The sequence below is a fragment of the Lysinibacillus sp. RC79 genome (genome assembly GCF_041262405.1).
Classification (GTDB): Bacteria; Bacillota; Bacilli; order Bacillales_A; family Planococcaceae; genus Lysinibacillus.
This window is the reverse complement of the sequence record NZ_JBGCCD010000005.1, coordinates 197,163-215,551: the sequence shown is the minus strand read 5'-3', so window position 1 is coordinate 215,551 and position 18,389 is coordinate 197,163. Positions and strand designations below refer to the sequence as shown.

The window sequence follows — 18,389 nt, the reverse complement described above, 5'->3', positions numbered from 1 at the left end:
CTCTACACCCCTCTCATAGAACGCTTCAGATTTACTTTACCAGCTGTCCGTTCATCTACGTAATTTGTTAAAGTACGACCGTCTAGATCAAGTGATAAGTCTTTATCAGCAATGATTTTAAGCAATTGGATAACTTTATCAAACATCGATAGGTCTAGTACTGATTCACTTGTAATGTCTTGTGCACTACTAATAGCACTTCTTACAGACAATCCATCTGTTAAAACGCTTAAATCAGCTTTAGCAGCTTCAGCTAAACTTGCGGCTGCTTGTGCTGCATCAGCACGCATACTAGCAATACCATTTGTAAGACCTTGACCAAAGAACACACCTAACTTATCTGCAACTCGTGAAGGTGAGTGGATATCCAATGTTTTACGAATAGTTTTTTCGATTTCGCTAGACATAGCTTTTACTTCTGACAACATTGCAGGGACTTCAGACTTCATACCGTTACGTAGACCTTGGATAACGTTTGTACCAATTTGATACATAGAAGAAGTCATGGCATTAAACTCGCCTGTAGTACCTGTTTTAATTTGCTTAATTTGATTCAGCCATTCATCTTTATAAGATTCTAGTTGTTTCTTGGTATCGTTTTTAAGAGCATCAATCTGTTTGTTAGTGTCCTCTCTTAAATCCACTAATTGAGCTTCAGCCTCGCTTCTTGCAAGGGCTGTTTTTGTTTTCCAGATGTCATTGTAGTAATTCAATTCCGCAGCAGTCATACTGTTTAAAGCTGCAATTTCAGCGTACGCACTAGGTCCCATTGCTTGTAATTCAGCAAGTAATCCTTTATCGATACCTTTTCCAGCAAGTTCTTGCATGTTTCTCGACCAGGTCGCCATTACACTTACTTGATCTTGTAAGTTTTTAATGAGTTGCTGACTAGTAATTTCAGCCTTATCACCAATCTCGTCAAAAAGATTTTTCCATGAGTAAATATCTTTTGTTCGATTCGCTACAGCATCCTCATAAGCTTTTTCAAGCTCTTTAATACCGTCAATCTCTTTTTGCTGAGCATCTTTAATTTTCGAGATGTACTCATCGTTGAGAGACATCAGTTTTTCATGAATGGCCTGTTTAGTTTCAGCAATCTTATCTTCATAGTAGATACGTTCTTCGCTACCCACTTTATATTGCTGTAGGTACTTTTGATAAGCTGCAAGCTCTTGAGTAAGAGACATCTGATTATATTTTTTCTTACGATCGATGTAATCTTTCTCTTTATCGAACTTCTCTTGTGTAAGCTCGGCCATGGCTTTGTTGTAATTAATTTGAGCTTCAATACGTTGGTCTGTGCCTTCTTTAAACGCTGTAGCAGCATATCTCCAATACTCAGCCTGTTGTTTCGTAGACCATTTTTCCAAACCGATTTGCTTATCTGCAAAATCTTTCAAAGCATCGAATGTTTCTTTTTGCGATTTGGATTTGATCTTATCGATTGAATCAGCTTCTGCTTTGGCAAGCTTCTCTCTGCTCGTTTTAGCATCCTCTTGAATCTTGGTAATCTGGCGCTCTTGAGCAGCAGTTAACTTTTTGTGTTTATCTCCAGCTTTAGCTTTAATCTCTTTAATTTGGGCATCAGCCTTTTTCGTAGCTTCAGCACGTTTTGCTGCGTAATCCTTCTGGATGGCCAGAATTTCTTCACTGTTTTCTTTAGCAGCGTTACTAACGATTCTTTGAGTTTGTTGAATCATGTCTTTAGTGATTGATAGATTTTGGCTAAAATCAGGAATAGCACTTCTTACCATCATATTTGTGGCTTTTTGCACCACATTTGTCGTTGCTTCAATACCTTTGGCTAAACCAATCGGAATCCATTTAGCGATGGCGATCATGACGCGTGAAGGTGAATGGATACCTAACGCAGACTTTACCCATTTAGGTATTAGATCTGTTAACCCACTTAATGCCGATGCTACAGCACCAAATGAATCTGTAATACCTTTGATTAAACCATTTATGATGTCCTTACCTACACTTAATAGATTGATGCCTTCCAGGAATGATTTAGCAGCATTCCAACCTGTTTCAATAACCGTTTTAACACCATTCATTGCAGTTTCAACAACAGTTTTAATACCGTTCCATATAGAACTAATAATCGATTTAATACCGTTTAGAACTGTAGAAATAACTGATTTAATAGCATTCCAGATTGATGAAACAACGCTCTTGATGCCGTTTAGCACACTCGAAGTTACACTCTTGATTGCGTTCCATGCAGAAGAAACCGTGCTCTTAATGTTATTTAGAACCGAAGAGATAACACTCTTAATACCATTCCATATTGTCGAGACAACAGACTTGATAGCATTTAGAACAGTTGATATTACAGATTTGATTCCGTTCCAAATACTAGATGTTGTAGACTTTATAGAATTTAATACTGATGAAATTGTTGATTTAATAGCATTAAAGGTTGTTGTTACAATTGTTTTAATCGCATTTAATGTATTCGTAAAAATACCTTTGATTACAGTCCAAACGGCTTGAAGAAGTGTTTTTGCAGTTGATCCAAACGCTTTTATTGGCCCTAACAATTTACCAACAAAGTAAAGATTGATTACACCCCAAATGGCTTGTACAGCTCCACTTAAGATCTGCTTAATTCCATCCCAAACACCTTGCCAATCACCTTGGAATAAAGATGAGAATGTTTTTATGATGCCGAGAATCACATCAATTGCGCCTTGGATAACGTTTTTAATAGCTTCCCATGTTGAAACAATAAGAGCTTTCACAACTGGCCATACAAACTGCATTACTGTCCCAATTGCTGACATCACGGTAGTAACAACTGTACCGATTGTGCTCCAAACGGTGGACGCTGTAGCCATAATACTTGCTTGGTTTTCATTCCAAAATGAAGTGATTTGTGTCCAAACTGAAGTAATTAAGTCACCTACAGCCGTTACTGCCGTTGAAATTGCTGTTTTTATAGCTTCCCACACAACTTGCACTTGGCTTCGGAAGGTTTCATTTGTTTGATATAGTCCCACAAATATCGCGACAAGACCAGCTATAGCTGCAATAACTAAACCTATAGGACTCGTTATAAAACCGAACGCCGCTCCTAGCTTTGGCAATACTGTCGTTGCTAATCTGCCTACTGTCGCACTAAAGTTAGTAAATAAAGGTGTAACAGTTTTAAAAGATTTTCCTAGGATACCAACTAATTTTCCACCAATGCCCTTAAATAAAGTGCTGAAAGCGATAAGGTTAGGTATGATTGCAAGCAGAGCACCACCAAACGAAATAAATCCAGCTATCAAGACACCAATCGCTCGGTTTCCTTCCATCGCTGAATTCACAAATTCTAATACTTTATTCGCTATGTCGATAATGGTTGCACCAAGTGGAGCCATACCGATACCTAAGTTAACAAGGAAAGTAGTTAGGTTACCGATTAATTTTAAGACGCTTGGTGCCGTTTGATGTACATAATCAAGAAACTGTTGAAATCCTTGGTTTTGACTAAGTGTCGCAGACCATTCTTTAAATCGGGCCATCATCGAAACTAAACCATCCATCATGTCAGATGAAGATCCAGCAAATGCACTAAAGAAATAAATAACTCCAGCTGTTGCATCTCTGAAAATAGCACGAACTTTCGGCATGTTTGTATTAACATAATCCATAAATGCTTGGAATTTCGCACTACCACTTAATCCGTTTGCCCACTCAGCAAACCTTGCAGTCATTGCTTCAAAGCCTTTTGCGGTTGAATCAGCTAAAGGAGCAAATGCTGTAAACATGGTTAATAATCCTTTTAGTACATTCCCAACAGAACGAGTAAAAATCTCAAGCATTGGACCACCTGAAGTATTTAGGTACTCCAAAAACTTCTGAATTGGCGGTGTGCCTATAGCTGTATTAAGTTGCGTCATTAAGTTAGCTACTGCTTTTGCACTTGTAATAAACAAAGGCTGCAAGGCTTTTAATAATGTATCAGTTGCCTTCATAGCACTTGTAAATGCTTGCAATACCGGCTTTTCAGTAGCTTTTACTAGGGACTCATAAGTTTTCTTTACAGCATCAAAAGAATTTTTCGCCTTTTGCTGAACCGCGTTTAACTTTGCTTCCTCATCAAATAGCTTTGCAATTGTAGGAATCGCTACAGCGGCAAACGCTCCGGCTGCACCAGTTGCGGCAGTTAACCCTCCTGCTAATGCAAATGTAGAGCCAGCGACAACACCAATCATTGGACCTAAATTCGCAATAGCTACAGCGACATTGGATAGTAACGGTGATAGTGCTGGAAAGACAGTCATCATTGTGCCCATTACTGTGTGTTGCATTAACTCACCGAATGCACGGATATTTACTGCAATCCGTTGAATTTTTCTTTGGAAATCCTCAATACGAGCTTCAATTTTTATGACCACCTTGTCTCGTGATAGAGCAAGCATTTTTGCCTTTACTTCGGCTGTTTTTCGCTTAAATTGTGCTACATCGGCACCGATATCAACACGTACATCATTGGCTGATTTTTTAATTGTGCTTTGTACTTGCTTCATTTTTGCCATGAACTCAGTGATTCGAGCGCCTATCTTAGCCGTAAAGTTACCATTCATGAAAGCCACCTCATTTCATCGTTAAATTTTGAGCCCAAGCTTTCATGTCTGCTTGTGCTTTTTTGTAAAGCGTTGTGTCCATCTTCTTCGATTCCTTCCAGTCCTTATCACCTTCAAGAATTCGTTTGCGAGCTTTTTCAGCATCGAATAGATCAGTAAGCTTAAGTCGTTTCGCGTTATCAGCTTTTCGAATGTACATTGCCTGTATAGCAAGGTTTTCATAATCGCTTACCATTCGCATTTGAGCGCCTTTTAAGAGAGCCTTATACTCGTTTGGAGTCCATGACATGATTTGCTCAACGTCAAATACACCTAAATATTCAGCAGCATTAGATATGACATCTAGCCACTCTAAACCATCTACTCGATTTCCGTCTCCGACTCTGCTTCCATATCTGACTCCAGTTCTGTTTTCGCATCCAGTAAAATCTGAACAGCCTTCTCGTTCTCTACTTGCTCTTCTTCTGAGCCTATTGATTTGAATAGCTCTAAGTTCTTCCAAAACGTCTTCGCATCTTTTTTGAAAAAACCTGAAGCGTTAATCTCCTGAAATGCTTCTTTAAATAGCTTTTCTGTATCGCCATCTTTTTCGATACGTTCTTCTAAAGCAGCCTCAATTTGTGTCATAGAAGGGCGTTTACTTAGATGTGCTAACCCACAATCCCAAAACGCTTTTAAAGCATCTAAATTAAATTGCAATAACCCCTGATAGATTGAGATAAAGCCACCAGTTTCGTTACCTTCCTTATCAGTTTCGTTGTAGTTTTTGTCTGCTAAGTTTTTGAAAGCGAATCCGTATTTTGCGTCGCGTTGATCTTTGCCAATTTTTAATGTAGCCATGTGTAATAGCCCTCCTAGTAATTTAAATTCAATAGAAAAAGCACCCATAAAGAGTGCTTGGATATTATTAAGCTGTGACAGTCACTGAAACTGTAGTTGTTTTACCGCCACTTGCCGTAACAGTTACTGTCGCTGTTCCAGCAGATACACCAATTATTAATCCTGTAGCTGAAACCATTGCAACAGATTCATCGCTTGATGTAAAAGTAACATTTTTATTAGTTGCCTCTGTCGGAAGAACTGTAACTGTTAACTGACGTGTACTGCCCACTGCGACTGATGTAGTCTGAGGTGAAACTGATACATTTGTAATAGCAACGCCAGACGTTTGATCCTTACCGAATTCACCTGTCTTTTCGCCAGGAGCTTCAAATCCGTAAGTAGCAAATTCAATTACCGAATCAGGCAATTTAGGTAACTGCCCTTCTTTAGATTCACCGATTACCTGCAGAGTCCCTGAAATCTCTTGGAAGTTATCACCAGGATTCGATTTTTCAACAGATTCAACTAATGTGTAAGCGAAGATAGCGTCATGAACCTCTTCATCAGCTTCATTTTTTACCGTATTCAAGTCAACTTCCCAAACTTTCAGTTGCACTTTTTTACGGATCGCATCTAAGATATCTTTTTGCCCCGGATCGTTTTTATCACCAAACATCGTTACTTCAAACGATTCACTTGATTGACCATAGGCTACAATACGCCCAAATTTCGTTTGTTCATCTACTAGCTCATTCTCCATAGAGTGGCTATTCTCGGTTAAATGACCAATTAGAAAGCCATCTTCACCTAATGCATTCGTAGCAAGTTGTACAAGTAAGACCGTATCTTTACCGTTTTGCATGTGTGTTTTCCCTCCTAAAATAAAAACAGCCCCGCAAGGACTGTTAAATGTTCTGTATTTTATATTGCATGACTAAAATGCCGTGCTTCACGCCAGGGCTATTATCGTCTATAACACGAGATTCACGTCTTGTTATATTTAATACCTTTGTACCTGGTATCAGGTAATTACGAGCCATTAGAGTACTCTGGCAAGCTGATAACATCTCATAAGTTTTACGCTTACCGCTGTAATCATCGTTGTCTTTCCACCAAGTGTGAATCGTAAATGTAATTGTTTCAATATTGCTTGTTTTGGTGTCAAATGGTGATGAATATGGCTCTGATATTGTTACATAAGGATAGGGTGTATTTTCATCTACAGCATCGTACACACCTAAATCCTCATCATCTTTACGAGTGATATTTGTTATTGCTTCACAAGCTGTTAGCTTCTGATACATAACTTTCTGTAAATCGAAGAAAGGCAAGGTATAATAATTCGTCATAAGCCTAATCGCCTCATTTCTTTCATGAAATAGTCTCTTCCGGCATCAACAGCTGGACCCCAGAATGGTTGAGCCTTCATACCATCTGTTTTTACATAGCGACCAAGTTTAGTGCTGTAGTAAGTCCATGGTGTTTTACGACCATTTCCTTTCTCTGCATAAATCCCAGTACCGTATTCGACGTAAATGGCATAGTGTACACCTACTGTAACAACAGCGTTGTACTTACCAATCATCTTCATTTCAATGGAATCTCGTAAACTACCGTCATCAACAGGAGCTAATGCCTTTGCATGTGTTTGAATAAGTCTAGCAGTCTCGTAAACAATATCTGAAACTTCATCAAGCAAGCCCTTTTCAAATCGTTTAGCTGCTTTCAACAGTTGGCGTCCGCTGAATGTAATTTTAGCCATTACTCTGTCACCAACTTTAAAGCCACACGCATAATTTCATGTTGCCCTCCTTGATCTTCAGGACGACCTGCAAAGGCATATATCTCACCTTCATAACGCAGACGCATATTAGACGTTAAATCAGTTCGATACGGGTAGTACATGTAGCGTTCAAGTGGGTTACCTAGCTGTTGTGCGTAATATTGATCTTTGCTTGTTGGTGTATCCACAAATGCCTCGCTTGTTTCAACGGGTACCCATTCAGTTTTAAAGTCCCCAGCACCGTCCGATACCTTCTTTTTCTGAACAACTTCAACTTCATGAGGAAATTCATCGTAAGGCACGGAATCTCACCTTCTTATAAGGGCGTAAATATGTCCAAATGGCTTTTGGAAACTCTGTATCATAGGAATACGAAACTGTCCCCATCGTGCGCCCTTTCAGACCTGTTGTTTGCATATTAAACTGAATAGCTTTAGCAATAAACAAATGAACGCCTTGAGGCATTTCTTGGGGCTCCCACTTACCATTACAATGGTCTTTTGCCACATCAAATAAAATAGGAGCCATCGCACGATAAAACGCATCATGCTTAGCTCCAGTAACTTCATTCAATTGTTTAAGTTGATCTATTTCATCTTGTGTCGGTTGCCACATAAGACCACCTACTTTTCTGCTTCATTGTCAGTTTCAGTTTTCTTTGTTGAAGCTCGTTTAGGCTTTGGTGCTTCAACTTCCTCAAAATCCTCTGTACGTAAAAGACGGGCACCGTGTTCCTCAGTGACCGCCCATGTAATATCTGTTTTTAAGTTTTTAACAAACACTTAGAACCCCTCCTTATTCTGGTCGTTTTGCTGATAATACTGCTAATGCTTCTGGTCGAGTCACTTTGGCACCGTATAAGTGAAGGCCTTTTACAGCATCAGCGAAACGTTTCTCCATACGGTAACCTTCTACTTGTGCCGCTTGCTCTGCATACGTCCATGCCATGTTATGACCAGCAATAATTTTTGAGTTTGCTTCAACACCTGTTCCTGCCTCAACAGTAGGTGCATTGTTAGATTTCATTAATAAGAAACCTGCAGCACGACCAACCACACCATTAATTAAACGATCGTCAGCTGGTAGTGCACCAGAACCTACAAAGCGGTCATCTTTTAATAGCAAGCCCTCAAACCATGGTGAAAGAACAGCGAAACGCCCTTCTGTTGGAATATTGGATTCATCCAGCTTAGTTGAAAGGTCAACAAGGTATTCATAAGCATTTTCTTTTGTTACTTCAATTGGTGCAGCGTCAGTACCAATCGTATTTATAGCATGTACATAATGAGATGCGATAAATTGATCTGCTACATTTGATAATGCATAAGCAGCCTCACGCATTGCAGCATCCATTAGTTTTGGATTCTGTTGGATTTTATCTAAGTCATCAATTTGGAAGTTGAAGAATTTAGATTGGTCGATTACAAGATTTCGAGTGTGGTCTGAAAGTTCTTCAGGATCTACCATATCTTTATTACGAGTATAATCACCTACTGATACAGCGCCAATACCATTAATTTTCACTGTATCACCATAAGACTTGATTTCACCTTCATAATCGCGATTAATAACACCAGCTTGACCGAATACTAAAGACTTTTGTAAGTTGTGTAATAGTCGAGCTGACCAGATTGTTGGAATAAAGTTTGTTGTTGCCATATTGATGTTTCCTCCTTACCGATAATCGGTTATAGTAATTTGTTTTTTACGATCTCATCCCAGTTGGCATTGATTTCATCAGGTGTCATTTTCATAACAGCTTCTTTTGTCAATGCTGTAGGATTACCGCCTTTTGGTGGTGGTGGTGTTCCACCGTCTTTGAAGCGTTTGTCCACTTCAGCTTGAACTGCAGCATTGAATTCAGCTTCAAGAATACCGAGATTAGCTGTTGTCTTCTCTGCATCTCCGCCTACAAAGAACTCTACTAATTTACTTGGTAAGCTCTTTGTTGTTGCTATAGACAATGCTTGGTTGAAAAACTTTTCATGTGCAGCTTCTTTTTGTGACTGCTCAAATTGTGTTTTAAGCTCACGTAACTGTTTAGCTTCCTCCGATTCAGGTGGATAACGCTTTGAAATCTCCTCTTCAAGTTTCTTTGGAAGAGTTTTAGTTTCATATGTTTTAAGGGCATCAGTTACTCGAGTATCAGCAAAGGACTGTAAATAGCTCTTACCTTCTGCATTTTCGTTCAGGAAAGCTTGAACCGATTCAAGTGTCAATGTAGCCCCTTGACCGTTTCCATTATCTCCTGGTGGTGGGTTATCCCCCGGAGGGTTTCCTTCGCCACCGTCTGCAAGCATTTGAATATCTAAAGGTAATAAAGTTATTAAATTGAATGGATTTAGATTGTGCTTCATGATTTCCTCCTTGCCCAATTTAGTTACTCGTATGAATCCCTAAACTGTTCAAAAGTGTATTTGTTCTCGTTCTTTATAGCGTCTACGAGATGAAAGACAAATCGTTATTCGTTACATGCAATTGACTTATTAGCCCACATAACTGTTTGCTCTAGATTTGTTTGAGCTAATGATTTTTCACGGCTATTAGGGCATAACTCATCAATCATGTGCGCCAACTCTTTCGCCTTGCTCCTAATAGCTTCATATCGTGCTGTTTGGTCACCTTTTGGTGGGTGATAGGAATAACTGTTTTCAATTACCGGATTAACATAATCTCCAATTTTCATCATCATTACCTTCTCTCAGATTTATTTACTAGAAAAGCTCTAGCAGCTAGATACGTTGTTTCTCATATGGATCACCTTACCTTTCTGCTATAACAGTAATTGCCCACACAATAAGAAGTAGCCACAAAGTAGACCACCCGGGATGGTTATAGATGATTTCTAGTGCTTCAACCATGTTCACACCTTCTTTCGTCGAGGTCGCATAAACGCTTTTACGTGCCAATGAGAGTCAGCAACGGCTCGTTTAGGCACTTCTGCAACAACAGGCTCACGCTCTGCGAACATTTCATGGTTAAACAATTCAGTTGGTAATGAACCTTTTCGTCTTGCAACAATAATTCCATTAAACAGGAGTGCAATAAAACCAAAAATACAGACGATAATTAAAAACCCAATGAACTCTAACACGCTATTCACCACCTTTTAGACATAATAAAAAGCCACAACTCATTGCGAGTATGACTTTAGTTAGCACCTAAACCGTGTATATCTATTTTTAAATCTTTTTCAAAGGAACTCCTAAGATAAATATCACAATCCATTTTGACAACTGTACATATAATAAATTAAAAAGAGGAGGGAAATTATTATGTCTCAGGAATTTGGTGGTTATGGTGGCTGGGGTGGCGGTTCAGCATTTGCGCTACTTATTGTTCTATTCATTCTTCTGATTATTATCGGCGCTACTTTCATGCATAGAGGTTACTAATACCCGATACCACTAACGCTCATAACTATTGTAAGGGAATACTAATTTAACCTTACACCTTCAAATCTTTACTAAGGATCACTATCCTCCGAGTGATCCTTTTAAATTTCCCACTTTCTATTTCATACTCATCCTTTCTTAGTCAAAATAAAAAAAGCCACTATTCAGTGCCTTCTTTGACATTTTCATTTAAGTTCTGAATGTCTCTTAATGCTTTACCAAGAAGTGTTGTGTCAATGTAACCTACATTTTCCCCAGCTATTTTAACAACTAAATCATCGTCTATTTCAATATTTGAAGCCTGAATAGTTGCTGTTTCTGAAGCTTCATTGATTTTATCTGCAAGACTCTTTTCATTCTCTTTAACCATAAGTGCTTTGTGCGATGCTAGCGCTTTATTCAACTCTGCAATTTCGTTGATATCACCTTTAAACGTTTCAAAAATTTCTACTTCGCCAATTGTTCTCGATACTGTATATTCCATCTTCTTCATCCTTTCTTAGACAAAATAAAAAAGCCGTATCACCTACGCCTTTGTAATATCGTTATAAAGTTGTTGAACAGCTTCGTGTAGAGCATTTTCAAACACTGCCTCTGCCTCAACTTCTCCGCCATGATCTTCTATACTTTTAATTAATTTAAATTGTATCAAGGCTGCTTCACTGCTTTTTAATTTGGGCTCAACTCCAGCTTCACCCATTCCTGTTAAGGCTGTTGATAATAACATAATCTTTTGAAGTTCATTCATAACCAATTACCCCTCTCCACTAAATTGTTTTCTCCACTCTTCAAAACTCATAAATGGCACCGTAACACTTGGAGGTTTTACCTCTTTATAAGCTTTATTAAATGCCTTTTTATATGTTAAACCCATATCTTCCATGTAAGCGTCAATACGTGCAGCAAGCTTCTTCTGGTACGTGTCGTCCATGTAATCTTTGCCTCTGCGATACTCAGGTAACTTACCATTCACCATATAAATCGTATGACAACGACATTGTATATCCATTGATGCAATGCCCCATAACCTCGGTGCTTTCGATTTCCACTTACCGTAATGAAAATAACCATCTTTATCAGCTTTCTGGCCGTCCAGCTTTCTATGAGACTTACGAACCTGTGTATCAAGTGAGGACATCCATAACTTAGTCAGCCTTGCAGTTTTACTTACTTGTTCTTCTACAGCTAAATCAGCTTGAGAACGTATACGACCACCTTCTGTACGAGCCACTAGAATCGCTTTCTTCCTTGTCCATCCCATAGCATTTTCAATCCTGATGGCCATGTCAGTGTAACTCTCACCAGCTTGTAAGCTTTGGGCTATTTCGATGTTCAATCGCCTGATAATATTGTTCCTGTGCTCTTCAAAGACTTTTGGAAGCGATAGGAACTCAACTGGATTATCTATTGCCGTTTTAATTACTTCTACTGAAGGGATTTTAAAGCCCATTTCCTCTCCTGTTGACTGTTGTAAGAGGTAAGCCATCATTAAGTATCTCTCGATGTAAAGGCGTTCCTCTGACTCTCGTATGAGCTTTATAACAGCTTTGTAATCGGCATTAAGCTGTTGGGCTATCAGTTTCATTTCATGGTTAAAACGGTTGTACTTGTTTACGTCTGTCCAGGAGGCTTCACCGTTTCTACCAAACTTGCGGTGCATTTGAAGCATTTGGTCGAGAATGGCTTTTAAACGCTTGTTAAAGACTACTTCAATGTCTTTCTCAGCCTTCTTTTCCATCTCGTCTAAGATTTTATTAATCTCTTGTTGATTCATTGCTCATCAACTTCTTTTGGATCATTCTCGTCCTCGTCTAATGGTCCAACACCATTACCATATATCTTAGCGTCCTTTTGCATCTCTTCAATCTCATAGTCCACATCATCAACAATAGACATCTTAGAGAGACGTGTACGCTCTGAAACTTGACCTTGTAAAGCCTGTGAAGCTTGAGCCTCTGACAATAAATCAATTGGAATATTTCGCTTGTATTCGAACCACAGTTTCAAGTAATCATCTTTTGAACAGATTCCCTTCTTGGCCCAGGCACTGCACAGTACTTTAAATTGATAACGTAAAGAAGTTGTAAACTTTCGCTCCATCGTTTTACATTTGTTCTCAAGTGCCATCAGCTTAAATTTCATTGCTACTCCACTTGCATTCCCAGCAAACGATTCATCACTAAAGTTCACGCTCTTAGCTAATCTCATGATATTTTCTTCTAGGCGGTTCAAATGGTTCTCAATCATCTGGTCATTAACTTCTTTGGTAAGATAACGAATGTCATCATCCTCGCCCATCAGCTCAAAAATGCCTGTCCGTGCAACCTTCTGTGCATCTTCTTCATCCATGCCCATTCCTTTAAGCACCAGGTATGCTAAACGCCACTGTTCGATTTCATTTGAAGCATCTGAAAAAGTACGGTCATAAGCATCGATTAGCTTATAAACTTTATCAGCATCACCCTGTAGCTCTTCATTGTTTGGAATGCCGAATAAAGGGCAGTAATCGAATAAGTGCATTCGTTCATCCTTCAAGACAAATGGTGAATCTTTATCAGCACGTGTATAGAGCTTTTCTGTTGTAGCATCGTAAAACACCAGCTGCTCTATTTCTACTTTGTCACCTTGTGCATCGAGTTCAGCACTTTTAAAATACCGAAGTGCATATTTAGGTTCACTCACGTCAGTCGGTGAGAGGATAATTGTTTCCCACGGATCAATTACCATCGCCCGTTCATTTCCATCTGTATCGATGTAAAGTAAGCGCGCAGAATAGCCACAAATTGCAGTCTTCTTGCCTGACTCACTGTCTAGGTCATCGACAGAATTACGCAAATTAAAAAGCTCAATTGCCTCTGAAAGTTTAATAAGGCTTTGAGCTTGTTTGTCCACCACGTATGAAATTGGATTACCGAACATGTAGCCCACTTTTGTGTCTACAATATCAGCATCAAATGCGTTATTTAAAGTGTTGTTGACCTTATCATCTACGCGTTGAACATAAGCATTGCCTTGAGCGTAGTCTACTGGTTTACGTGTTAAGATTGGCACGGCAGATAGTTCTGCTTTGTATCGGTTGTAGTTGAGTAACCGTTTGTTTCTTTCGGTCTTTGTTTCTTCCACTAGCTTATCGAGTAGTAGAGGCGTAACGCCTTTTTCATCGATGTATGTGATATATTCGTTCATACTTACGCCTCCTTATTTCGAATTTGCACCTTTCACACTTGCCACTTCATAATCATCTAACCCGTACCACATTGCAGAAAATGTATGAGGGTCGATGTTAAATTCATCCTCAATGATTTCATCTGTTTTGGAATCCTTTTTGAAGGTTAATTCCTTCAATTCTCGTATTGTATTCACGCATGCTTCAGAACAAATGATTCGCTTGAAACGTTTCATCTTCTTTGTATTTTCAACACGTGTGAGCTTCTTACAAGAATACATCCGGAAGCCACGTTGCTTGAAATAAGCGATTGTTTTCGGCTCAGCATTATCAGCTTTAATAATTGATTTCTTAAGTCCTAACTCTTCAAGCTCATCGGCAGTTTTATCATCTGTCATGCCTCGCTTGTAATACTCCTCATAGATATACAGCCACTTATTTTCGTGGTCTACTACCATACGCAATACAGCATTGTAAGAATCAACAAAACCAAAGTCCATGCCGTTCTTTCGAATTGGTTTTCTAATCAGAGCTATTTCGTTCATTACCTGGTCGTGAGGCTTTGTTTCAAACTGCGGTAGCACTAATACCCCATTGACACCGAAACGCCCTTTACGTGCAATCCTGTGTAGGTCTGGATCGTATGTAGCCATCTCATCCAGCTGCTCAATGTAGCTCGCTGGTAAAAACAAATTATCATCTGCAGTAGAATGATGATAATACGTGTTGTTCACAATGATTGTTCGTTGTTTGTAAAGCTCCTCGTCGTCCAAGACAAAGTATTCTTCCATCTCATTCTTAAAAAAGTGTTTATATGTCCAATTCCCTTTTGAAACTGGATTGGTGGAAAGGATAATAAACAGGTCTAATGTTGGGTGTCGCAAACGTCCCAATAGCTCTTTGAACCCTGCGTACTTAATCTCACTACATTCCTCTAACCAAATAAGCGAAATGTTGTTGATGGACTTTAGCTTTTCTGGTTTATCCATACCTCGGAAGATTATCTTTGAACCGTTTGGGAACTTCACTGTCATAGGCGATGAACTTGTCTTCACCTTTCCAGAGAGCCCAAGGTCCTCAATTATTTCTGTAAACAAAGAAAACGTACTGTCCCTGTGCGTGTCGTAAACTTCACGAACGACTAGAGCAGTACGCTTTTCTTCTAACAACTTTAAAAGTATTTTGAGTGCTACATGATATGATTTCGAAGATCCGTATCCTCCGACAAGTAGTTGAGTTTTACAACGCCAGTCAAAAAGGAAGTCTTCGAAATGTGGATTCACTTCTTTCTCAACTGCTGTCGTCATTTTCTCAGCTCCTTATGCATTTCATGTATGTGATATTCGTTTTGGGTTTACATAATTTCAGTTTTAGGAAGTTGAATATTTCTGAAACCCTGTTGTATCAACGTTCTTACAACTTCACTTTTTATTCATTATGCAAGATTTTATACATCGTTGATTTATCAAACTTTAAGCCTGCTGACCAATTTTATTTCCCGATATTTCTTGCATAAAATCACTCACGTTTTTTACCGACAATTTTAATTTCAATCGGCCCATTTTGTTCATCCGTGCCAAGCTTTTCAATTTCCACTTTCGTTTTATCAATTGATAGTTGCATCTGCTCAAGTTTAAGCCTGCGCTCGTCAGCCTCATCAGCTAACTTGATAAAATGATTAATGGAAGTACGCAACTCACTAATAGCTCTTGATTGAGCCGTTAGCAATTGTGCCTGTCGTTCCCAAGCAAATTGGAACTCATACTCAACCTCTTGAGACGGGTTTTTACCACCTTGCATTTTCTCACGTTTCAGCTCTTTTATCATTTCGTCTTTCGACTCGACATGCATGATTTTCTGAGCTCGCAAGATTGCAGCATATTGAATCGTAATCTGATCCCACATTAAGTCAGCAGCAGACTTTGCATTCATCGCTTCGATGATTTCCTGAGTTTCGTCAGGAAGATACTTCGCGAAAAGCCCGTGATCTAGTTTAGGATTGTTCCGACTGGAGAATTGATTCTTCGGGTTCGGGTTGCCACTTCGCTTTCTCGGACCTTTAGATGTAGCATCTTTTTTGGGTGGTTGCATCTTTTTCTTTTCGGATGCATCTTTTTTAGTTGCAACCTTCTTCCACCCTTCTCGGCTCTTCCGGCTTTTCAGTGTGCCCTCTTTTACTCCGTGCTTTTCTGCTAGCTCAATTAATGTGATTCTTGAAGTTTCCCATTCTTTTCGAATAACGTCCCAATTTGTCATGTCATAAACAACTCACTTCCGTTCCTGTTTAGGATTTTTTATGTAATTGCATTAACGAAAAAACCATTCACGCTTAATGCGTGAATGGCTTATGTGTAGGGCTTCCATCATTTTTTCGATACTATACCCCTTCACTATATAGGTTGGCTCGTACGGGGTTCGTATGGGTATTAGGCTTCTAACTGAATATTTACAGCAATATTTTTGATTTTCTTTTCTGCTTTATCCAAGTGTTCTTGTACCGTACTTTTAGCTATTCCTAATTCTTCTGCTATCTCCTGCATGCTTCTCATGTGCGCTGTGTGAAGTAAGTAGCACGTTAACTGTCGCTCGGTTAAATGTTGGATTACTTGCATCACTGCTCGTTTACGGCTTTCGCTAATAGTTCGATGCGTCGTAGGTGCTATATCAAGGCAAGGGAATATCTCTAGGTCTAGTAAGGCTCTACGAGAATATGCCGATTTAGTTTCAACGGCTTTACTGTAAACGTCTGGTTGCTCTCCAGTCTTCATCCATCGGATAGAATAATCCATGTCGGCAATAATTTGATTAGCTATTTCAACTTTCAAAGGGTCGTCCATCTTTGACTTATCACGTTCCATCGATTTCTTGGCTTTTTTGTATTGTAAAATTAAATCAATCAATGCCAAGCACCTCGCTCATACGTGCTTTGACAGCTTCCATCAATGCTTCCTGTTGTTGTTCCTTACCTTGCAGAACACTCATTACACGCTCATCTATGCTGTCTTTTAACACAAGATGATGGACAACTACAGTTTCTTTTTGCCCTTGTCTATGAAGCCTTGCATTGGCTTGCATGTATAGTTCTAAACTCCAGTTCAATCCATACCAAACGATTGTGTGCCCACCGTCTTGCATGTTTAAACCATGCCCTGCGCTCGCTGGATGTGCTAGAAGGATTTCAATTTCACCATTGTTCCATTTCTCAATCGTGTTAGAATCATCAAGCTCTCTCGCTTGTATGAATTTCTTCTTGATACGTTCAACATCATGCTTGTAATTATAAAACACCAGGATTGGCTTACCTTGTGAAGCCTCTACAATTTCCTCTAAGGCATCCAATTTCACGCTATGGATAATCTGCACACCGTCTTTATCGTTATAGGCAGCACCACTCGATAGTTGTAAAAGCTTATTACTTAAAACAGCTGCTGTTGTTGCCACAATATCACCATCAGAGAATTCCAGTAGCGAATCCTTTTCAAGTTTGTCATACAACTCTCGTTCTTTTGGCGATAGCTCTAATTCAACAACATTCATAACTGCTGCAGGTAAATCTTTCAGGTAATCTTTCGCTTTCATGGATAAACAAATATCATCAATCTTGCTATAGATTTGTTGCTCAGAACCTTCTTGTAGCTCAATGTGATATACACGATACGGATCCTGCTTGAAATACTTGCTTTTATATTTCGTAAACGTCTTTTCCAGCCGCTCACCCATATCAATCAAATAAATCTGTGACCACAAATCGATTAAACTATTTGGTGCTGGTGTTCCAGTTAGACCTACAACTCGTTTCGTTCGAGTTCGCACTTTACGCAGTGCCTTGAATCGCTTAGAGCTTGGATTTTTAAAACTGGACAATTCATCAATGACAATCATATCAAAAGGCCAAGTCTTTCCGTTTTCGTAGTAAGAAACAAGCCATTCAACATTTTCACGATTGATCACGTAGATGTCTGCATGTTTTTGAAGGGCTTTTCGTCTTTGCTGTTCGTTTCCAAGAACCTTGCTTATTTTTAAATGCCTCAAGTGCTCCCATTTTGCAACTTCACGTGACCATGTATCTTCTGCTACACGTTTAGGTGCAATCACTAACACCTTCTCGACATCAAAGTAATCATGTTTTAATTCATCAACAGCTGTAAGTGTTGAAACAGTTTTACCTAAGCCCATATCAAGTAATAATGCATAGGCTGGGTTCTCAATAATCTTTTCGATTGCAACCTTCTGGTATGCGTGTGGTATAAACTCAGTCATAGTTCATCCCTCAATTCAACTATAAGTTTATCAACCGACGGTTTAGAATTCAAGCAAAAAACTCTGCACTTTAATTGTTTTAGGGTTTCTATCGTTTTCACTTGAATTGGTGATAGCTTACCTGTTTCATTTTTCAACTCTGCAAAAATGATTTGTCCGTTTGGTAAGATGATTATTCGATCAGGTACGCCTTTATTTCCCGGGCTCACGAATTTGAAGCATTGCCCTCCTAGTTTTTCAATTTCACGTTTCAAATAATTTTCAATTTGCGATTCTCTCATGTCTGATTTTTACCTCCATGTTGAAAGTAAACAAGGTCAACAATTTTACATACGCGTATAGAGTAGTATTGATTTAGGCGTATTAGGTATATGATATTTACA

23 protein-coding genes are annotated in these 18,389 nt (G+C 39.0%); 1 reads left to right on the top strand and 22 read right to left on the bottom strand.

Going from position 1 to position 18,389, the window contains the following annotated elements; all coding sequences use genetic code 11:
- Positions 1 to 2 precede the first annotated feature (2 nt).
- From ABH968_RS07495 to ABH968_RS07435, 13 genes are all read right to left on the bottom strand, one after another.
- Positions 3 to 4,580, bottom strand: coding sequence for a phage tail protein (locus tag ABH968_RS07495; protein WP_370043384.1), 4,578 nt, complete (start codon positions 4,578 to 4,580; stop codon positions 3 to 5).
- 10 nt (positions 4,581 to 4,590) lie between these two features.
- A complete protein-coding gene (locus ABH968_RS07490; RefSeq protein ID WP_370043383.1) occupies positions 4,591 to 4,821 on the bottom strand; it encodes a hypothetical protein in 231 nt (76 codons plus the stop codon).
- A gap of 119 nt (positions 4,822 to 4,940) precedes the next feature.
- On the bottom strand, positions 4,941 to 5,420 hold the full coding sequence (locus tag ABH968_RS07485) for a tail assembly chaperone (protein ID WP_370043382.1): 480 nt from the start codon (positions 5,418 to 5,420) through the stop codon (positions 4,941 to 4,943).
- 67 nt (positions 5,421 to 5,487) lie between these two features.
- Positions 5,488 to 6,264 (bottom strand): phage major tail protein, TP901-1 family, encoded by a 777-nt coding sequence (locus ABH968_RS07480; protein WP_370043381.1) that lies wholly within the window; start codon positions 6,262 to 6,264, stop codon positions 5,488 to 5,490.
- 43 nt (positions 6,265 to 6,307) lie between these two features.
- The gene (locus ABH968_RS07475; protein WP_370043380.1) at positions 6,308 to 6,751 is read right to left on the bottom strand and encodes a DUF3168 domain-containing protein; all 444 of its coding nucleotides are present in this window, start codon (positions 6,749 to 6,751) and stop codon (positions 6,308 to 6,310) included.
- Positions 6,748 to 7,164: an HK97-gp10 family putative phage morphogenesis protein gene (locus ABH968_RS07470; RefSeq protein WP_370043379.1), complete on the bottom strand. Its 417-nt coding sequence runs from the start codon at positions 7,162 to 7,164 to the stop codon at positions 6,748 to 6,750. The genes ABH968_RS07475 and ABH968_RS07470 overlap by 4 nt, the downstream gene beginning before the upstream one ends.
- Positions 7,164 to 7,487 carry a phage head closure protein gene (locus ABH968_RS07465; RefSeq protein ID WP_370043378.1) on the bottom strand — a complete coding sequence of 108 codons (324 nt, stop codon included), beginning with the start codon at positions 7,485 to 7,487 and terminating at the stop codon, positions 7,164 to 7,166. The genes ABH968_RS07470 and ABH968_RS07465 overlap by 1 nt, the downstream gene beginning before the upstream one ends.
- Complete coding sequence (locus tag ABH968_RS07460; protein WP_370043377.1) at positions 7,474 to 7,800, bottom strand: head-tail connector protein; 327 nt, start codon at positions 7,798 to 7,800, stop codon at positions 7,474 to 7,476. The genes ABH968_RS07465 and ABH968_RS07460 overlap by 14 nt, the downstream gene beginning before the upstream one ends.
- 8 nt (positions 7,801 to 7,808) lie before the next feature.
- On the bottom strand, positions 7,809 to 7,967 hold the full coding sequence (locus ABH968_RS07455; RefSeq protein WP_370043376.1) for a DUF7302 family protein: 159 nt from the start codon (positions 7,965 to 7,967) through the stop codon (positions 7,809 to 7,811).
- A 13-nt stretch (positions 7,968 to 7,980) separates the two neighbouring features.
- Positions 7,981 to 8,844 (bottom strand): phage major capsid protein, encoded by an 864-nt coding sequence (locus ABH968_RS07450; protein WP_370043375.1) that lies wholly within the window; start codon positions 8,842 to 8,844, stop codon positions 7,981 to 7,983.
- 29 nt (positions 8,845 to 8,873) lie between these two features.
- Positions 8,874 to 9,542 carry a DUF4355 domain-containing protein gene (locus ABH968_RS07445; RefSeq protein ID WP_370043374.1) on the bottom strand — a complete coding sequence of 223 codons (669 nt, stop codon included), beginning with the start codon at positions 9,540 to 9,542 and terminating at the stop codon, positions 8,874 to 8,876.
- A 104-nt stretch (positions 9,543 to 9,646) separates the two neighbouring features.
- Positions 9,647 to 9,874, bottom strand: coding sequence for an Acb2/Tad1 domain-containing protein (locus tag ABH968_RS07440; protein WP_370043373.1), 228 nt, complete (start codon positions 9,872 to 9,874; stop codon positions 9,647 to 9,649).
- Positions 9,875 to 10,048: 174 nt separating this feature from the next.
- A complete protein-coding gene (locus ABH968_RS07435) occupies positions 10,049 to 10,279 on the bottom strand; it encodes a hypothetical protein (RefSeq protein ID WP_370043372.1) in 231 nt (76 codons plus the stop codon).
- A 181-nt stretch (positions 10,280 to 10,460) separates the two neighbouring features.
- Here ABH968_RS07435 and ABH968_RS07430 point away from each other — a divergent pair, with 181 nt between their 5' ends.
- A complete protein-coding gene (locus tag ABH968_RS07430) occupies positions 10,461 to 10,580 on the top strand; it encodes a YjcZ family sporulation protein (protein ID WP_370043371.1) in 120 nt (39 codons plus the stop codon).
- A 160-nt stretch (positions 10,581 to 10,740) separates the two neighbouring features.
- Here the strand turns inward: ABH968_RS07430 and ABH968_RS07425 are convergent, their stop codons facing one another.
- The 9 genes from ABH968_RS07425 to ABH968_RS07385 all read right to left on the bottom strand — a co-directional run bounded on the left by ABH968_RS07425 (position 10,741) and on the right by ABH968_RS07385 (position 18,287).
- Positions 10,741 to 11,064, bottom strand: a complete 324-nt coding sequence (locus ABH968_RS07425) for a hypothetical protein (RefSeq protein ID WP_370043370.1) — start codon at positions 11,062 to 11,064, stop codon at positions 10,741 to 10,743.
- Between the two features lie 42 nt (positions 11,065 to 11,106).
- Positions 11,107 to 11,328: a hypothetical protein gene (locus tag ABH968_RS07420; protein ID WP_370043369.1), complete on the bottom strand. Its 222-nt coding sequence runs from the start codon at positions 11,326 to 11,328 to the stop codon at positions 11,107 to 11,109.
- Positions 11,329 to 11,334: 6 nt separating this feature from the next.
- Positions 11,335 to 12,354 (bottom strand): phage head morphogenesis protein, encoded by a 1,020-nt coding sequence (locus ABH968_RS07415; RefSeq protein ID WP_370043368.1) that lies wholly within the window; start codon positions 12,352 to 12,354, stop codon positions 11,335 to 11,337.
- A complete protein-coding gene (locus ABH968_RS07410; RefSeq protein WP_370043367.1) occupies positions 12,351 to 13,766 on the bottom strand; it encodes a phage portal protein in 1,416 nt (471 codons plus the stop codon). Before ABH968_RS07410 ends, ABH968_RS07415 begins: the two co-directional genes overlap by 4 nt.
- A gap of 12 nt (positions 13,767 to 13,778) precedes the next feature.
- Positions 13,779 to 15,053: a PBSX family phage terminase large subunit gene (locus tag ABH968_RS07405; RefSeq protein ID WP_370043366.1), complete on the bottom strand. Its 1,275-nt coding sequence runs from the start codon at positions 15,051 to 15,053 to the stop codon at positions 13,779 to 13,781.
- Positions 15,054 to 15,264: 211 nt separating this feature from the next.
- The gene (terS, locus tag ABH968_RS07400) at positions 15,265 to 16,002 is read right to left on the bottom strand and encodes a phage terminase small subunit (RefSeq protein ID WP_370043365.1); all 738 of its coding nucleotides are present in this window, start codon (positions 16,000 to 16,002) and stop codon (positions 15,265 to 15,267) included.
- Positions 16,003 to 16,172: 170 nt separating this feature from the next.
- Positions 16,173 to 16,646: a sigma factor-like helix-turn-helix DNA-binding protein gene (locus ABH968_RS07395; RefSeq protein WP_370043364.1), complete on the bottom strand. Its 474-nt coding sequence runs from the start codon at positions 16,644 to 16,646 to the stop codon at positions 16,173 to 16,175.
- A complete protein-coding gene (locus ABH968_RS07390) occupies positions 16,639 to 18,006 on the bottom strand; it encodes a DEAD/DEAH box helicase (protein ID WP_370043363.1) in 1,368 nt (455 codons plus the stop codon). The genes ABH968_RS07395 and ABH968_RS07390 overlap by 8 nt, the downstream gene beginning before the upstream one ends.
- A complete protein-coding gene (locus ABH968_RS07385; protein ID WP_370043362.1) occupies positions 18,003 to 18,287 on the bottom strand; it encodes a VRR-NUC domain-containing protein in 285 nt (94 codons plus the stop codon). Before ABH968_RS07385 ends, ABH968_RS07390 begins: the two co-directional genes overlap by 4 nt.
- Positions 18,288 to 18,389 lie beyond the last annotated feature (102 nt).